The organism is Holdemania sp. Marseille-P2844 (assembly GCF_900120005.1).
Classification (GTDB): Bacteria; Bacillota_I; Bacilli_A; order Erysipelotrichales; family Erysipelotrichaceae; genus Holdemania.
Window position 1 is genome coordinate 321595 of the sequence record NZ_LT635452.1, and the last position, 17112, is coordinate 338706.

Sequence of the window (17112 nt, forward strand, 5' to 3'; positions counted from 1 at the left end):
AAAAATGGAAAATTTCATGAACAGCTTCTCTCTGCAGGGCAAAGTCGCCCTGATCACCGGCGCTTCCTACGGCATCGGCTTCAATATTGCCCGCGGCTTCGCAGCGGCAGGCGCAACGATCGTCTTCAACGATATCAACCAGGAACTGGTCGATAAGGGGCTGGCGGCTTATAAAGAAGAAGGCATTCCGGCACACGGATATGTCTGCGACGTTACCGATGAAGCGGCCGTCAACGAGCTGGTAAAGAAAATTGAAGCCGAAGTCGGCGTGATTGATATCCTGGTCAACAACGCGGGAATCATCAAGCGGATCCCGATGCTGGAAATGGCGGCTGCGGATTTCCGCAAAGTCATCGACATTGACCTGAACGGTCCGTTCATCGTTTCCAAGGCTGTCATTCCGGGCATGATCAAGAAGGGTCATGGCAAGATCATCAACATCTGTTCGATGATGAGCGAACTGGGACGCGAAACAGTTTCCGCTTATGCGGCAGCTAAGGGCGGCTTAAAAATGCTGACGAAGAACATCGCTTCCGAATACGGCGAATACAATATCCAGTGCAACGGTATCGGCCCGGGTTATATCGAGACGCCGCAGACCGCTCCGCTGCGTGTTGAAGGTCATCCGTTCAACAGCTTCATCATTTCCAAAACACCGGCTGCTCGCTGGGGCAAACCAGAAGATCTGATGGGACCGGCGGTATTCCTGGCTTCCGATGCTTCCGACTTCGTCAACGGTCACATTTTGTACGTTGACGGCGGTATTCTGGCTTACATTGGCAAACAGCCGCAGTAAGGTTTCTCGATCGATCATCAGAACGCTTTCCTGAAAAGGGGAGCGTTTTTTGTCGTGTGCCGGGCATGGCATACATCTAGTTGGTGAAAATCCAACCACGGGTATTTACCGCCAAGTGTAGTGAACCACAAGTCGTTAGCAGTGATGTTAAGGGTGAAGGAAGTGGTGTAGCAAAATCTTCGAGGTTACGAACAGAAACCTGATGAGGCTAAATGGTGGATAAGGATGCGAAACAAACCAAAGTCCAAAAGGTAAACGTAAAACCAAGACAGTAAATCAGGAACTTGTGAAGATAGGAAAGAGATGTATGTCTTACCCCGGGAGGTCTTGTGAACGATGAAGTCCAATAAACTTTAAAATCAGGGATGGTAGCATCGGTCGAAAAAGGTTTATCACAAGAAGTCAGCTGAGGTCATATTAGTTATCCAGCCTAGATAACGAAGGACTTAATGTATGTATAGTGTGAATCACTATGAGAAAATGTTCAAGCAATCCGAAAATGAGGATACTCTGAAACAATGAATCGTAATCATTGATGAGGAAAGTAGTGGGGATGGTCTTGGATAAATCTACAAGTAGAGGAGGAACAGCGAATGAGATTGGTAGAAAAGATGCTAAGTAAAAGAAATATGGAACTGGCGATAAAGAAAGTCAAGAGTAACAAAGGCGCACCGGGTGTTGATAACATGATGGTGGAAGAAATTGACAAATATTTTGAAATACATGGAGAGGAAATTATAACCGCAATCATGAATATGAAATATAAACCAAAGCCAGTAAGGAGAGTCTATATACCAAAAGCAGATGGAAAGCAAAGACCGCTAGGTATACCGACAGTAACAGATAGAGTAATACAACAAGCATTAGCGCAGATACTGAGCGAAATATATGAACCACATTTCAGTGAAAACAGTTATGGATTTCGCTCCAATAGAAGTGCACATAATGCGATGGAACAAGTATTAGAATATCTAAACGAAGGATACGAATGGGTTATTGACATGGATATAGAAAAATATTTCGATACAGTACATCATGACAAGTTAATCTCAATACTTAGAGAACATGTGAATGAAAGAGAAATACTGCATCTGATACGTTCGTTCTTAAAAGCAGGAGTTATGGAAGATGGACTAGTAAGTCCAAATGAAGCAGGAGTACCACAAGGAGGACCACTCAGTCCAGTACTATCAAATATATATTTAGATAAGCTTGATAAAGAACTTGAAGAGAGAGGGCTGCGCTTTGTGAGGTACGCTGATGATGGTAACATCTTCGTAAAGAGCGAAATGGCAGCAGAAAGAGTAATGAAATCAATCACATGGTGGCTAGAAAGAAAACTATTCTTAAAAGTGAGTGCGACAAAGACCAAAATCGTAAGACCGACGAAAAGTAATTTTCTAGGTTTTACGTTCTGGAAAGGAAGTATGGGATGGAAGTGTAGGCCAAGCGATAACAGGAAAGCGAAGTTATGCATGAAAATCAAAGAAATACTAAAACGGAAACATGCAGTAGCAAGACCATTAGCAGAAACATTTAAAAGAATAAACCAAATTATACGAGGATGGATAAACTATTTCCGTATCGGAAGTATGAAACAATTCTTGGATAAATTCGGACAATGGTTAAGACACAAAATAAGAGTGGTTATTATTAAGCAATGGAAGATACCGAAACGGATTTATATAAATCTGCAAAGACTGAATAAACTGCAAAATTTTTTCTTCACAGAGGAAGACATATTTAAAGTAGCAAATTCAAGACTAGGATGGTATCGAAGATGTGGAATGAATGTGGTAAACTACATCTTAAATCCCAGAATACTAGCCATAAAGAAAAAGGAAAGACAAGGCTTAGTCAATCCTTTAGAGTACTATCTAAGTTATTCGTGACAGCAATACATATGTAGCGCCGTATACGAGATCCGTACGTACGGTGCAATGGGAGGGGCGAAATTTATTTTCCCTCTACCCTATTTTACATTACTTCATACAATATCGGAAGAAAATCATCTGCCTCGGCATCTTTAGAATTTCCATCGGAATTCGTTAAAAATTTGTAATGATTCATCACGGAACGATCACGGAAAAACCATCGTTATCCCATAATTTTTTCCTATAATACAGTCATCAGGAAAGGAGGCATCCAAGAAGATCAGTATAGAATTTCAAATATTTTCCTCTTCTCAAAATATAGAAATAAAATAGTTTTCCCTCTTCTCTTATAAATAATAATCATGATCCCGATGAAAACCCTCCCCTGTTTTCACGGGAGAAAAGGCTGCGCTTTCCCCGGCGCAGCTTTTTTCTGCATGAGAAACAGAAGGATCTTTGTTGGCAAGGGGGATGAAAGAAAAAAATATTAGACAAACGTCTAAAATTAAATTGACAAGTATTTTAGACAAATGTAGAATATGGATAGAAGGAAGGGATGAAAACATGAAGCTTTCAAGAAAACTCCCGGAAGCCGAATTCGAGATCATGAAGGTTGTCTGGGGGAAAGAACCGCCGCTGACCAGTACGCTGTTAATGGAAGAACTCAAACAAACCAAGGATTGGAAAGTTCCTACTTTATCGTCGCTGTTGTCCCGCCTGGTTGACCGCGGTTATCTGCGGACGGAGAAAAATGGGAAGGAAAGAACATATTATCCTCTGATTACAGAAGATGAATATCTTCAATTTGAAAGTCAGGATTTCCGTCAGCGCTACGCTCAGCGCAGCTGGATCAGTCTGATGAACGCGTTTTATGATGGCGAAGCGGTAAGCGATGAAGAACTGGATCAACTGCAGGCCTGGCTGGATATGAAACGGAAGACAGACGGATGAATGGGGCGGAGCTGTTATTCCGGCATTGTCTGCCGCATTCGCTGTTAACGCTGATCGTACTCTTTATCCTTCGCCGCATGCATCGTCAATCCTCCCGAACTGCTTATGGAATCTGTATCATCCTGCTGCTGGGGTTATTGATTCCTGTTAAGATTCCGCTGCCTGTTTCTTCGGAAATCATCGAACCGGTCAGGTCGCTGCCGCTGAGTGAAGTCTGGATTGAATCCCAGACGCCGGTTTCTTCTATTATGCCGACATTGGCAGCGTCAAATCCGTCGGAGCCGAGAATGAACGGAACTCAGATCGTCACCCTTTTATGGCTGGGCGGCTGCGCGGTAGCTTTGGGAATAAATCTGATCCGCAACCGGGAAAGTCTGAAATGGATCCGTCGCTGGTCAAGGCCGGCAGGATCTGCTGAATTGGAATTATTACGCCGGCTTCAGTCGCAGATGAAGCTGAAACGGCACATCCAGCTGATGACATGCGGCGGGATCGCAACGCCATGCGCGCTGGGGTTGATTCATCCAAAGTTGATTTTACCGGAACAGGATTGGGAAAAGGAAGAGCTGACGCTGGTCCTTACCCATGAGTTGGTTCATATCCGGCGCTATGACAGCTGGATAAGATTGTTAAGCGTGATCGCCCGGGTTGTATACTGGTTTAATCCGATTGTCTACCTGTTGGAAATTCAGCTGAATCAATATTGTGAACAAGCCTGCGACGAAGCCGTGATCCGAAACTGTACGATGGAACAGCGGCATCGCTATGGCAGTCTGCTGCTGAGGCAGGCACGTTCCACACACTCGCTGCCGATCCTGTCCACAGGCTTTATGTTAAAGCCGAAACAGCTTCAGGAGCGGATAATGCGGGTCATGAATCAAAAACAATTTAAAATGAATTGGGAAAAGGTGCTGATTGTGGCCGCTTTGGTCATGATGGCAGGATGCGTGATGAAGGAAAAGGAGATTCGGAATTTCCTGGCAACGCCGCTGGCTAATGCAAAGCCTGAGAATAATGTGATTTATTTGAATTCAGATAAACTACAAGGATATAGAAAACAAGCTGAATTTGAAGAAACATTCATTTTAGAGAATAAAGACTTGTCGCTGAATCAATTTCGGGAAAAGATGGAGACTGAAGTTGAAAATCTCCGTGCAGAAGGCTTTGCGTTGGACAGTTTAGTCGTTTATCCCAACAGAATCCAGCAGATTGTTTTACCTCAGTCTGTAACGATATCTTCCATAATCTATGATTCTAAGATCAATAAAAACCGCAGGATTAATTTAAGCTTCATATTTGACGGGGATAATGACAAGATTACCTATGAACAAAGCAATCAGATGTATGCTGCACTGATGGATGTGATGAACGATTATTTTGATAACCTCACCGAATCCCAAAGGCAAGCCTTTCTTTATGAGGATGAACGGGAATCCGTATTGAATTTTATCGAGCAAAAATTTGAGGAGCAAACAAAAAATACAATGTTCAGCATTCGGCAGCTTTCCTTTACTTCGATTGAAATTGATGAGAATTTACCAACTGTAAATGTCCAGCTGAGCCAGACCCTGGAAGAATTGCGGAACTTGAGTTATGATGAACTTATGTCGCTTGCACAAATTGAAGAAGGGCCAAGTTATACGTTGATTACTGCCGATGGAATCAAAATCTATGGCATCGGTATCGGTTTCTATCAACCGATCAGTTCGATTTGTAAAAATGCAGAAGCCCGGATTTCCGCGCAGGCTTATGTTAAGTTTTATGAGAATGAAAACGGGATCCAGCATCTTCAGGAAATTCCTGATTTAATAAGTAGGGTTGATCAGATTCTCAATGATCGTCTGCAGAACTTGCAGGGGGAGGATCATTCGATGTTATGTGAAAACTTAAGAAAGCGAATTGTAGAAGAATTGAATGTGGAAAACAGTCTTATTTGGGTTGATGTCATTAAAGATTAAGTAGCTCTGTTACAGTGGGGCGCTGGAAATTAAAACGATAAGCAGAACGATTTTCGCTGGAAGCGGCACCTTTAGAATTTTCATCGGAATTCGTTAAAAATTTGTAATGATTCATCACGGAACGATCACGGAAAAACCATCGTTATCCCATAATTTTTTCCTATAATACAGTCATCAGGAAAGGAGGCATCCAAGAAGATCAGTATAGAATTTCAAATATTTTCCTCTTCTCAAAATATAGAAATAAAATAGTTTTCCCTCTTCTCTTAAATCAATAATCATGATCCCGATGAAAACCCTCCCCTGTTTTCACGGGAGAAAAGGCTGCGCTTTCCCCGGCGCAGTTTTTTCTGCTTTCTATCATGACTTGCGGAAACACCGGGACTTTTTTGTTATCCTTAAAGAGGGTTTACACGCATTAGACAAAAAATGCTCGGTACGTTCAAAATGATTTTCTATAATAATGTCCTTAAGAAAGGGAGTATCCAGTCAGAAGCCCAAGCTGGCGAATATTCAATTATCCACAAGCATAAACTGATCATTCCAAATTTTTCTCTTCTGTTAATTCATGTCTTTGAAACACTTCTGTCCCTCCCTCAGAAGTTGTTTTTTTCGGCCGGGACTAACGATAACAATACCCTTTCCGATCACCGGCCTGCCTTAACTGGTGTTCTGATTGACGACATTAACTGTTCGTAATCCGCTCAATATCCAGATCTGATTTTCACAAAAAGTTCACGATGCTTCCATAAACAACACACAGTATTCCGATATACTAATAATGGAAACAGAGAAGACCACAAAACATTTCTTCATTTCTAAAATTTTCCTTTCTTAATTAATTTAAATTTGATCTTCTCTGTTCATAATAAGTACGAAAGGAAATCCCCCGTTTCCTTTCTCCCATGAGAAACCGCAACTTTCCCTCTTGCGGTTTTTTTCATTGAGAAACGCCGTAAGTATTGTGGCTCTTTCAAAAATAGTGTTGGTGAGAGAAAAACCGAAACAAGAAAGACGCAGATGAGTTCCAGAAATGGGACTCATTTTTAATACGAAGTGGATACCACGTGCTATGCGCGTGGTGCCAGAGCTTAAAGTGTTAAAAAAACAAATACCCTCCGATATAATGAAGAAGGTCTGACAGCCAACAACAAAATAAAGGAGGGTATTTGTCAAATGAATGACAAAAACAGTTTATCACACACGACATGGCGATGCAAATATCACATCATCATCGTTCCAAAATATCGAAGAATGGTGATCTATAACAAATTGAGGTTGGACATCGGAAAGATTCTGAGAATGTTGATCGAAAGAAAACCGGGATGCAAGCTATTGGAAGCGGAAGCGTGTCCAGATCATGTGCATATGTTGATCGAAATACCACCGAAGTATGGCATCTCAGAGTTTATGGGATATTTGAAAAGTAAATCAACATTAATGATCTTTGAACGACATGCCAACATGAAGTACAAATTCGGGAACAGAAAATTCTGGGCAAGAGGGTACTATGTGGATACGGTAGGAAAGAATGAAAAAGTAATCAAAGAGTATATTCAAAACCAGTTGCAGGAAGACAAACTGGCAGATCAAATGAGCATGAAGGAATTTATCGACCCGTTTACGGGTGAGCCGGTGAAATAAAGCAATAGGGAAGCCTCTTTGAGAGGCAGCTGGAGAAAGTGTTGCAGCTGTCAGGCCTCAATGGGCGAAGGCCCAGTGCAACAAAAGGCCCTTATAGGGCCAGAGGATACCACCCGTTTTACGGGTGGTTTTGATTGAGAAAACGGCAGGGAACTAAGGTGTTAGAAATAAGTAAAATGCGGGTCTTAAATTGAATGAAAGAGCGATAACCGAAAGCCAGGCACTTGATGACCTTAATCAGATTATTCGTACCTTCAATCATGCCATTAGAAAATGAGTAAGTCAAGGCGTTGATCACTGCCTCTTTCCGTTCCACTAAGGACTGAATGGCGGTATTCATGGGCTTGGAGATCAAAGGATCGGGATTCAGACAAGCTTGGAGGAAGGCGTCAGGATCTTTCCGGTTGAGCGCGGTAAGGAGACTCTGATAGAGCTCATAAGTCGCCTTGAGCTCGGGATCCAGTTCAACTAAGAAGTGGACAATGTCAATTTCGCGCATCAGAGATGGAAAGCAAACCCATTTTTTGAAGTCCTGATCATTCAGGTCATCTTCAAATTTAAGAAGGAGTTTCCAATAGCGTTTGAGCTTATTGTAATGAGGCTTACTCTGATTCATGAAATTGACGCGGGTCTTATTGAGAGCGCGGCTGAGCAGCTGAACGATGTGGAAGCGGTCAAGAATGATCTTGGCGTGAGGGAAACAGTGGTGAACGACAGAGAAGTAAGGGGAATACATATCCATACAAACGGTTTTAACGGCTTCGCGGGCTTTCCTGGAATAGCTCATGAAATAGCGGATGAGAACGGGCATTCTGCGATCAGGAAGGATATTGAGAATCTGACCGGATTNCCGCGTTAAGAAAGAGAAAAGACATTGAAGCATCAACCCCTTTGACAGAGCGAAACTCGTCAAAACAGAGATGAGGGGGAAGAAAATTCCGCTGGACTTTAAAATCCTGATAGAGCTGTTGAAGAAGGGAATTCACCGTAGCATGAGAAACAGAGTGACGGAAAGCGATATCTTTTTCAGAAGTCTTCATCTTGGCGTCGAGGGCAATGGAGAGACGAGTGTTATTGGAAATGAAACAATGAGGGAGAACGATGGAAGTCGAAGCCGTAAAAGTATGGCCGCAATGTTTACAAAGGAAGCGTTGTTTTTTGAGGCGGAGATAAGCGGGGCGGCGGGAAACGGAAGGCAGGGTGATGAGGGAGGATTTCGTACCATGTTTGATGATAGCCGAGCCGGGGTTGGAGGACCCGCAGAGAGGACAGGAAGAGGGAGGGTCATAAGAAAGCGAGCCGGAAAAGACAAGGGAGTCAACACCACGAATCGACTGAGAAGAGACACAATCCTCAGAGAAATGAAGATGAGGGTCTTTTAAATTGAGAACAGATACGATAGAATGAGTAATGGACATAGTGAGATTTCCTTTCTGTAATTTGTGGTGATTTTATTGTAACGGAAATTCTTACCTATGTCTCTTTTTTTATGCTCAAGAAAAAAAGGCGTTGGTTTCCACCAACACCAAAATTTATAGAACCAGTATTGTAGATGAACAATTATCAGAGAACTCAGATTCTATCCGGGAAATTCGAATATGGAAAATTTGATGAAGTTCACATGTCAATGCCATACTTTTCCCATAATTTTTTCTTATAATAAAATTGTCCAAAGGATAAGACCAACAGAAAATCCCTTCAGGACAAGATGTTTTTCCCCTCTCAACCTTAATAATAATCAGGTGATCAAGGCTCCCCTCCTTGGTTGCCGGAGAAAGCCCGCCTTCCCCTGGCGGGTTTTCTTTTCCTGCAAGGAAGACGGCGGTATAATGAAGAAAAGGAGAGCGACGGATTCCTTCGTTAATGGCATCAGGATCCGCCGGATATAGAATTATGGAAGCAAAATTTTATACTTATGAAGAATTTCCTGCCTCTGAACTCACCACGCCGCACATGACAGAGATTGAAATTGATCTTCATCAACGAAGCGTCCACGCTTTGCCGCTTCAGGAATATGCCAGGGCAAAAGATCGGGGACTCCACATCCGGTTCTTACAGCCGTCATTTGTCGCTGAGGAAATGATAGAAGGGCAGCGCTTTCCCATTCTTCTGTTTATCCAGGGTTCAGGTTGGCGTTGGCAGAATGTGGAATCCAACATTTGCAGTCTGGGAAAGATTGCCGTCCACGGCTTTATCGTGGCGATGATCGAATATCGCGGCAGCGAATGCGAGCCTTTCCCCGCGCAGCTGATGGATGTCAAACGAGCGATTCAATATGTCCGCGCGCAGGCGCCAGGCCTTCACGGCGATCCCGATCAGCTGATTTTATGGGGCGGTTCCTCGGGCGGACATTTAGCGGCCCTGACGGCAGTCAGCGAGGCTGCCGGGGCGTTTCCCCTGGAAAACGGCGAAGCGTTTCTGCCCGCAATGAAAGGCGTGATCGACTTCTACGGTCCGGTCAATCTGCTCAGCATGGCGGATCAACTGTCAGCCAGGGAACATGCCGGCGCGGATTCCATTGCCGGAAAGCTGCTGGGCGGGATTGCGGTTAAAGACCATCCGCAGAAGGCCCGTCAGGCCTCCGTCACAACCTATATCGGCAAGGCTCCGCTGCCGCCGTTTCTGATTGTCCACGGCGATAAAGACCGCAATGTACCCATGGCGCAGAGTGTGGAATTGATGGAAGCCTTATTGAAGGAGGGACACGAGGCTGACTTTATCAAAGTGAAGAATGCCGATCACGGCGGCGCCGGAATCTGGAACGATGTGATACTGGATCGCTGCCTGGATAAAATCCAGCTGTGGCTGAATAGAGGATAAGCCTTAAGAAATTCTTCAGGAAGTTCACGGAACCTTCACCTGCTTTTGATTCTTATCCCATAATCTTGCCCTATAATACAAGCATACAAGGAAGGAGGCATCCAAGTTAAACTTCATCAGAAAAAAGCATAAAGATAAAATTCCCTTTACAAAATAAATATTTTCCCCTCTTATTCATAAAAATAATATGCGGAGGCGGGCTTCCCCTCCCGCCTTCCGAAGAATCCTGTTCCCTCCCCTGAACAGGATTTTTTCTATTATAACAACGGGCTTTAGAATAGGAACCAAATAACCAGACGGGCGTAAAGCTGAAAATGATCAAATTCATCATTTCTTCACACAAACTCCATTTTATCACCACATCGGTTTTCTATACTGAAATACAGAAAGGAGGATCGCAAAAGTTTATAAACGCTTTAAACATTTTTCCTCTTCTTAAATTTAAAAAATAATTGAGGACAGGCGCTAATCCCTGAGCGGCTGTTCTCACGCAGTCTGCCGAATCCCTGCGGCGGACCTTGCGGGACAAAGAGTTCTGTATTCCCTGACAGAGCTCTTTTCTTTCGAATTGCTTATCAGAATATCGGAAAACGGGAAGATTCGAGATTTATGGGAAAATTCAGTCAGAATTCTGCCGTTTCCTGATTCAGAATGTGCTAAAATAAATTCATGAGAAAGGGGCTTTTTTATGATTTATACATGTACGTTGAATCCGTCGCTGGACTACTATATGGAATTCGATAAAGTCGAGCTGGGGAAAACCAACCGCAGTTCGCTGGAATACTACGAGGCCGGAGGCAAGGGCATCAATGTTTCTATCGTTTTAAATAATCTGATGATTCCGTCCCGGGCGCTGGGCTTTGTCGGCGGCTTTACTAAGGATTTCTTCATCAGCCTGCTTCAGAAATATGAGTATATCGAACCGGTGTTCACCTTCATTGAAGGCCATACCCGGATTAACGTGAAAGTCAAAGGCGATCTGTTGGAAACGGAGCTGAACGCCAAAGGTCCGAGCATTACCGAAGAAGATATGCGGATGATGTTAAGACGGGTGGAACGGCTTAACCGCAGCGATATTTTTGTGCTGTCGGGCAACTGTCCGGATAATCTGGTTGATCTGACGGAAAAAATGATTCAGCTGTGCATTGAAAACGACGTGAAGTTTGTCCTTGACGTCAATCATGAGCTGCTTCTGCGGTTGTTGAAATACAAGCCGTTTCTGGTCCGGCCGAATATCGAGGATCTGGAAACGATGTTTGACGAGGTGATTGCCGATCAGAAACAGCTGATCCATGCCGGACGGCAGTGCGCAAAGCTGGGCGCGGAGAACGTCATCTTGATGATGGGGAAGGACGGCTCGCTGCTGATCAATCAGGACGGTGTATACCATGCCAATTCGATTGACGCTGAGGTTGTCAATTCCGTCGGCGCGGCCGACAGTATGATCGCCGGCTTCGTGATGAATTACCTGCGTTCCCGCGATATTATTACAACCTTTAAATATGCGAACTGCTGCGGCATCGCGACCGCCTTTTCCAAAGGCATGGCGACGCGTGAAAAAATTGAAAGCCTCTATGACGAAATTATCGTCACAAAGATTGACGAAAACGAAGAGGCTTGATATCATAGACCAAGATGATGCGAGGTGAGAGGATGTACAGAAAATAAGACGAAGAAAATTGAATTTCTGAAATCTTGTTTTTTGTCGTTCTCTTTTTTTACCGTTTACCGCTTCCTAAGGAGGTGGTGCGGATGTTAACTGTAAATCAACTTACAATTAAGACCCTCAAAGATAGAATTCTGATCGATCATTTAAGCTTTACTTGCGTCGCAGGCGATAAACTGGCGGTGATCGGTGAAGAGGGGAATGGCAAAAGCACGTTGTTTAAAGCAATTTACAATCCAGACTTGATTTCAGAATATACCGTGATGGAAGGGACGATTGACCGCCGCGGGGCGGTGATCGGCTATCTTCCTCAGGCGCTGGACGCACGGTGGCATGAAACGTCAGGCCTGGATTTTTGTATGAGCGAAGCCCCTTCGGAAATTCCCGATTATGAGAAGATCGGCGAGCTGTACGTGCGGCTGGAAGACGTCGGGGCCAGCGCTGATTTGCTGGAAAGAAAAATGGGTCAGCTGAGCGGTGGGGAAAAGGTCAAGCTGCAGCTGGTCAAACTGATGTTAAACGAACCAGATCTGATTTTAATGGACGAGCCGACCAACGATCTCGATCTGGAAACGCTGGCAATTTTAGAACGCTTTATTTTGGACAGCCCGGCCGGCATTCTGTTTGTTTCCCATGATGAAACGCTATTGGAACATTGCGCCAACGGCATTCTGCATCTGGAACAGATCGTCCGCAAGACCCAGGCCCGGCATACGTTTGTGCATCTGGGCTATGCTGATTACGTGCGGCAGCGCGAAGCCCTGGCAAACCGGCAGAATCAGCTGTCCGTCAAGGAACATCAGGAATATGCGGCGCAGATGGAGCGTTACCGGCGGCTATACCAAAGCGTCGATCATGCGCTGAATTCCGTCTCCCGGCAACAGCCGCATGCCGCCAAGATGCTCAAGCGCAAGATGCGGTCGGTTAAGGCGTTAGGAGAACGGCTGGAAGACAAACCGCTGACGCATAAGTTTGAAGGTGAGGAACAGATTGAATTGTTTTTTGATCCGGAAGTCAGGATTGCCAATTCCCGCAAACAGATTCTGGATTTCCATCAGCCGCAGCTCTGGGCAGGGATGCATCTTTGCGCGAAGGATATCAACCTTCAGATTGTCGGGCCGCAGAAGGTCGCAATTATCGGACCCAACGGCTGTGGGAAAACGACGCTGCTGCGGCTGATCTGGAAACAGCTGAAGGATCGGAGAGATTTGCGTGTCGGCTACATGCCGCAGAATTACGAGGAACAGCTGCCGATGGATAGAAATCCGGTTGACTTTTTAAGCGAAGGTCAGGATCAGGCATTCCGCACGCGGATTCAGAATCATTTAGGTTCCCTGAAATTTACGCCGGAGGAGATGCGGCAGCCGATGGGGACTTTCTCCAGCGGCCAGAAAGCCAAGATCCTGTTGGTGAAGCTGGTTGTCGATCACAACGACGTGCTGCTTCTGGACGAGCCGACGCGGAATTGTTCGCCGTTATCCGCCGGCCAGATCCGCGCACAGCTGGCGTCGTTTCCCGGCTGCATCCTCGCCGTCAGTCATGACCGCCGCTTTTTAGCCGAGGTGACGGAGCGGATTCTGCGATTGACGCCGCAGGGGCTGGAAGAAGATTCAACGATTGAATTCTAGCCAAACGGGCGATTTTGATTTATACTAATACTGTTATGGCAAGGAGGCAGAATATGAAAAAACAGATCCTGAAAGGTTTAGTTCTGTTAGGCTGCTGCCTGTTGGCGCTTGGTGCCTGCAGTCAGAAGGATAATACGCCGGTGCATTATTTAGACGATTTGAAGATGGTGGACGTCGATATGAGCGGATATCAGGGCTTCAATGTGGCCGAGCATCAGTTCAAGCGGGTAACGCTCAAGGAAGCCAACCGTATTTATAAAGAAGGCGGAAGCGGTATCCTGTATTATGGGTATACAAGCTGCGCCTGGTGTACGCAGGCGGTCCCGGTAATGAACGAGGTTGCCAAAGAACTGGGCCTGACGATTTATTACGTCGATATGGGCACGGACGACGGCAACACGGAGGAAAGCTACAACGAATTTATTGATCTGGTGAAGGATTTTCTGAAAACGGACGATGATGGTGAGCCGGCATTGTATGTACCGCAGGTCTTTGTCGTGAAAAACGGAAAGATTGTGGGCGATCATCTGAGCACCGTCGATTCGTTCAGCCCGAGCCAGGGCAACATGACCGACAGCCAGAAAAAAGAGCTGAAGGGCATCTATAAAAAAATGTTTGAAAAACTGAAATAGGATCTTCGCGATCCTTTTCTTTTTTATTCGTTTTTTCTTTACGCCTGAGGTTGAGCGAAAGTAAGCGCTTGTGAAAACAACATTCAGGAAGACGTAAGAAAAACTTAAAGAAAAGCGCATAAAAATTGGGTATAATACGGTCGATGTCAGGAGTGTGATCACAATGAAACGCAGACAAAAACGCAATATGATGCTTTTGGGATTGATCCTGGCCCTTCATCTGCTTTATATTCTGGCGGGCCTGGGCTTGCGGAAAGCCGGGATTCAGCTTCATTTACGATGGTTGTTCTGGAATCTGGGGCTGGCGTTCATGCCGATAGCGCTGGCGGTGCCGGCTTATCTGCTGACCAGCTGGCGCAGACACTGGGGGCCGTTTTCTCTGACGCTGGCATTAGGCTGGCTGTTGTTTCTGCCCAACGCCTGTTACATGGTCACGGATCTGATCCATCTTCAAGGCTCGCAGCTGATTGGCGGCAACGGCGTTTATCTGCAAAGTTTAACGGGCTGGGTTCGCTTGATTTATATTGTCGGCGGAATTTTGATGGCGTTAGTCGACGGTCTGTTTTCCACATCGTTGATCCATCAGAGCGTCAAATGGCGCAAAAATAAAGTGTTTAACTTCTGCTGGATGAGCGTGATCAGTCTGTTATGTGGTTATGGCGTCTACATCGGCCGGTTTCTGCGGCTGAATACCTGGGATGTGCTGCAGCCGAAGGTCTTGTTAGCGACATTGCTGCAGAACATTGATAAATTTACCGTGCTGTTTTCCTTTATGTTGGCGGCGTTCTATTTTGCGGCCTATCTGATCTTTGATAAACTGATGCGCTCGGAACCGCATGCCTGATCAAAAGATCAGGTTTTTTTATACGCTTTTCAGAGGAGTGTCGAAAAGTGTTCGACACTGTGAACCGGTGGGAAACTACGCGAAAGCAGGGAACAGGAATTAACGGCCGGACCGCTTCAATATTTGATTTTCCGGGGAAAAAAGAGCAGAAAAAACGCATGGAGACTTGGATGAACCGCAGGAATTCTGAATAAAAATGAATTTATTTTTAGAAACAGGCGTGAATGGCACGCTTCATGCTTGTATCAATAAAAAGGAGTGAGTTTCATGAAGTTTGCGAGTTTGTTTCAGCCGTTAAAAATCAATTCCCTGATGATTGCCAACCGGATCATTTCCGCGCCGATGAACGAGGCGCTCAATGACAAACGCGTCCGCTGCGGAGCAGCGATTCTGATTGCGGGCTGCGGTGGAGTAAATCTGCCCAACGCCTGGTTTGATTCGGAGTATCTGTTTTCCAAAGCCCAGATTCAGAAAACGCGCCAATGGCTGAACTTTATGCGGCAGGGGGGATCAGCGGTGTCGCTGGAGGTCATGCATATGGGCGGCGTTGGACGCGGAGCGCATCCAGAAGATGTGCTGTGGGGATCGACAGATGGAATTAACGCCTATGGCAATCGGGTGAAGGCCATGACGCCGGCAGAGATGGATCAGACGGCGGCCGCATTCGCGCAAACCTGCCGCGACGCTAAAGAATTGGGCTTCGATATGGTCATGCTTCATTTTGCGCATGGCTGGCTGCCGGCACAGTTTCTTTCACCGGCGCTGAATCATCGGACGGACAGCTATGGCGGATGTCTTGAAAATCGGATGACGTTTCCGCTGGCGATAATCAAGGCAGTGCGCGAAGCAGTCGGCCCGGATTATCCGGTGGATCTTCGGATCAGCGCGAAGGAATGGATCGAGGGGGGAATCGGACTGGATGAGGTGCTGACCTTTCTGAAGCAGGCCGAGCCGTATCTGGATATGGTCAATGTGTCAGCCGGACAGGATATGGACAAACAAGGCAACATCCACATGGCGACGTCTGCGCTGGAGCCGCATGGCGTCAACCGCCAGCTGGCCCGCGCAATTAAGCAGACACTTGCGATCCCGGTTGCGGTAGTCGGGGCGATCATGACGCCGCAGGAAGCTGCCGCGGTGATTGAGGAACAGGACGCCGATCTTGTGGTTCTGGGACGGTCATTGCTGGCGGACGAAGACTGGATTCACAAAGCGGAAGTGGGGCGGGAAGCGGATATCGTGCCCTGCCTGCGCTGCGGCAGCTGCATGCATTGGACGACCGACCGGCGCGATCATGGCTGTTCCGTGAATCCCGCCTATATGAACGGCAGCTGGATGTCCATGGAACAGCCGTCGGTTAAAAGACGCAGGCATGTCGTCGTGATCGGCGGCGGTCCGGCCGGGATGAAGGCGGCGCTGACGGCGGCGCAGCGGGGACATCAGGTCACGCTGCTGGAACAGAAGTCCTGTCTGGGCGGCGCGCTGACTGTTCTGGATCAGGCAAAATATAAAATGGATCTGCGGCGCTACCGGGATTATCTGATAGAACAAGTCGGGAAGTCAGAGGTAAACGTCAGGCTGAATACGAAGGCGACCCCGGAAAGCGTCCAAGCCCTGAACCCCGATCATTTAATTCTGGCACTGGGCGGGGAGCCGGTAATTCCGCCGATTCCCGGGATTGAGCGGGGGCTGACGCCTGCACAGGCGTATACAAGTCCGCTTCCTGAAGGAAAATCCGTAGTGATTTTAGGCGGCGGGGCGATCGGCTGCGAGCTGGCGCTGAAGTTTGCGGAGGCTGGATGCCCGGTTGCCCTGATCGAACAGGGAAGTCAGCTTCACCGCGGGGAAAATCAGCTTGTCGGTTTAGCGCTGGACGAGCATATAAGCCGTTGTGACAATCTGACGATCCATCGGGAAACCCGCTGCTTGCAGGTAAATCCGGATCATGTTGTTGTGGAAAAAGCCGGCGTGCGCCTGACGATTCCAGCCGGGGTGCTGATCGTCTGCACGGGCATTCAACCGTTAAGCGAGGAAGCTGACCGCTTTTATGGAATTACGTGTCATACCTGGAAAATCGGCGACGTGAAACGTCCGGGAAACATCAAGACTGCGACATTGGAGGGCTGGATTGCGGGCAGTCAGGACTAAGCCGCGGATATCCCGGCTTTCCTTTCCGATCCGGCCTTTTTGGCAGAATCCTGGCGTTGCTTCAGATAGAAAAATGGTCTGAATTTTATTCTGGCAGAAAAACCTGCGCGGGCAGGTTTTTTTTGTGCTTTTGAGGCAATAAGTTAAGGCA

At 46.4% G+C, this 17112-nt stretch carries 13 protein-coding genes; 11 read left to right on the top strand and 2 right to left on the bottom strand.

The genetic code is table 11. From position 1 onward, the window contains the following. Positions 1-4 precede the first annotated feature (4 nt). The 5 genes from BQ7364_RS11435 to tnpA all read left to right on the top strand — a co-directional run bounded on the left by BQ7364_RS11435 (position 5) and on the right by tnpA (position 7223). Complete coding sequence (locus tag BQ7364_RS11435; protein WP_006061286.1) at positions 5-796, top strand: gluconate 5-dehydrogenase; 792 nt, start codon at positions 5-7, stop codon at positions 794-796. 593 nt (positions 797-1389) lie between these two features. Continuing rightward, positions 1390-2688: a group II intron reverse transcriptase/maturase gene (gene ltrA / locus BQ7364_RS11445; RefSeq protein ID WP_072684838.1), complete on the top strand. Its 1299-nt coding sequence runs from the start codon at positions 1390-1392 to the stop codon at positions 2686-2688. Positions 2689-3234: 546 nt separating this feature from the next. After that, positions 3235-3621: a BlaI/MecI/CopY family transcriptional regulator gene (locus BQ7364_RS11450; protein ID WP_072684839.1), complete on the top strand. Its 387-nt coding sequence runs from the start codon at positions 3235-3237 to the stop codon at positions 3619-3621. Continuing rightward, positions 3618-5579, top strand: a complete 1962-nt coding sequence (locus tag BQ7364_RS11455; RefSeq protein ID WP_072684840.1) for a M56 family metallopeptidase — start codon at positions 3618-3620, stop codon at positions 5577-5579. Before BQ7364_RS11450 ends, BQ7364_RS11455 begins: the two co-directional genes overlap by 4 nt. A 1176-nt stretch (positions 5580-6755) precedes the next feature. Continuing rightward, positions 6756-7223, top strand: a complete 468-nt coding sequence (gene tnpA / locus BQ7364_RS11465; RefSeq protein WP_072683757.1) for an IS200/IS605 family transposase — start codon at positions 6756-6758, stop codon at positions 7221-7223. Between the two features lie 118 nt (positions 7224-7341). Here tnpA and BQ7364_RS18185 read toward each other — a convergent pair whose 3' ends face one another. Next, positions 7342-8106, bottom strand: coding sequence for an ISL3 family transposase (locus BQ7364_RS18185; RefSeq protein ID WP_200798799.1), 765 nt, complete (start codon positions 8104-8106; stop codon positions 7342-7344). Further along, positions 8042-8641 (bottom strand): transposase family protein, encoded by a 600-nt coding sequence (locus BQ7364_RS18610; protein ID WP_200798800.1) that lies wholly within the window; start codon positions 8639-8641, stop codon positions 8042-8044. The genes BQ7364_RS18185 and BQ7364_RS18610 overlap by 65 nt, the downstream gene beginning before the upstream one ends. A 475-nt stretch (positions 8642-9116) precedes the next feature. Here BQ7364_RS18610 and BQ7364_RS11475 point away from each other — a divergent pair, with 475 nt between their 5' ends. From BQ7364_RS11475 to BQ7364_RS11500, 6 genes are all read left to right on the top strand, one after another. Beyond that, on the top strand, positions 9117-10043 hold the full coding sequence (locus tag BQ7364_RS11475; RefSeq protein WP_072684842.1) for an alpha/beta hydrolase: 927 nt from the start codon (positions 9117-9119) through the stop codon (positions 10041-10043). A gap of 688 nt (positions 10044-10731) precedes the next feature. Further along, a complete protein-coding gene (locus BQ7364_RS11480) occupies positions 10732-11664 on the top strand; it encodes a 1-phosphofructokinase (protein WP_072684843.1) in 933 nt (310 codons plus the stop codon). Between the two features lie 131 nt (positions 11665-11795). Next, complete coding sequence (locus BQ7364_RS11485) at positions 11796-13337, top strand: ATP-binding cassette domain-containing protein (protein WP_072684844.1); 1542 nt, start codon at positions 11796-11798, stop codon at positions 13335-13337. Between the two features lie 53 nt (positions 13338-13390). Next, positions 13391-13969, top strand: a complete 579-nt coding sequence (locus tag BQ7364_RS11490) for a TlpA family protein disulfide reductase (RefSeq protein ID WP_072684845.1) — start codon at positions 13391-13393, stop codon at positions 13967-13969. A gap of 163 nt (positions 13970-14132) precedes the next feature. Continuing rightward, complete coding sequence (locus BQ7364_RS11495) at positions 14133-14813, top strand: DUF1361 domain-containing protein (RefSeq protein WP_072684846.1); 681 nt, start codon at positions 14133-14135, stop codon at positions 14811-14813. 267 nt (positions 14814-15080) lie between these two features. Then, on the top strand, positions 15081-16961 hold the full coding sequence (locus tag BQ7364_RS11500) for an oxidoreductase (protein WP_072684847.1): 1881 nt from the start codon (positions 15081-15083) through the stop codon (positions 16959-16961). The last annotated feature ends 151 nt before the right edge of the window (positions 16962-17112 follow it).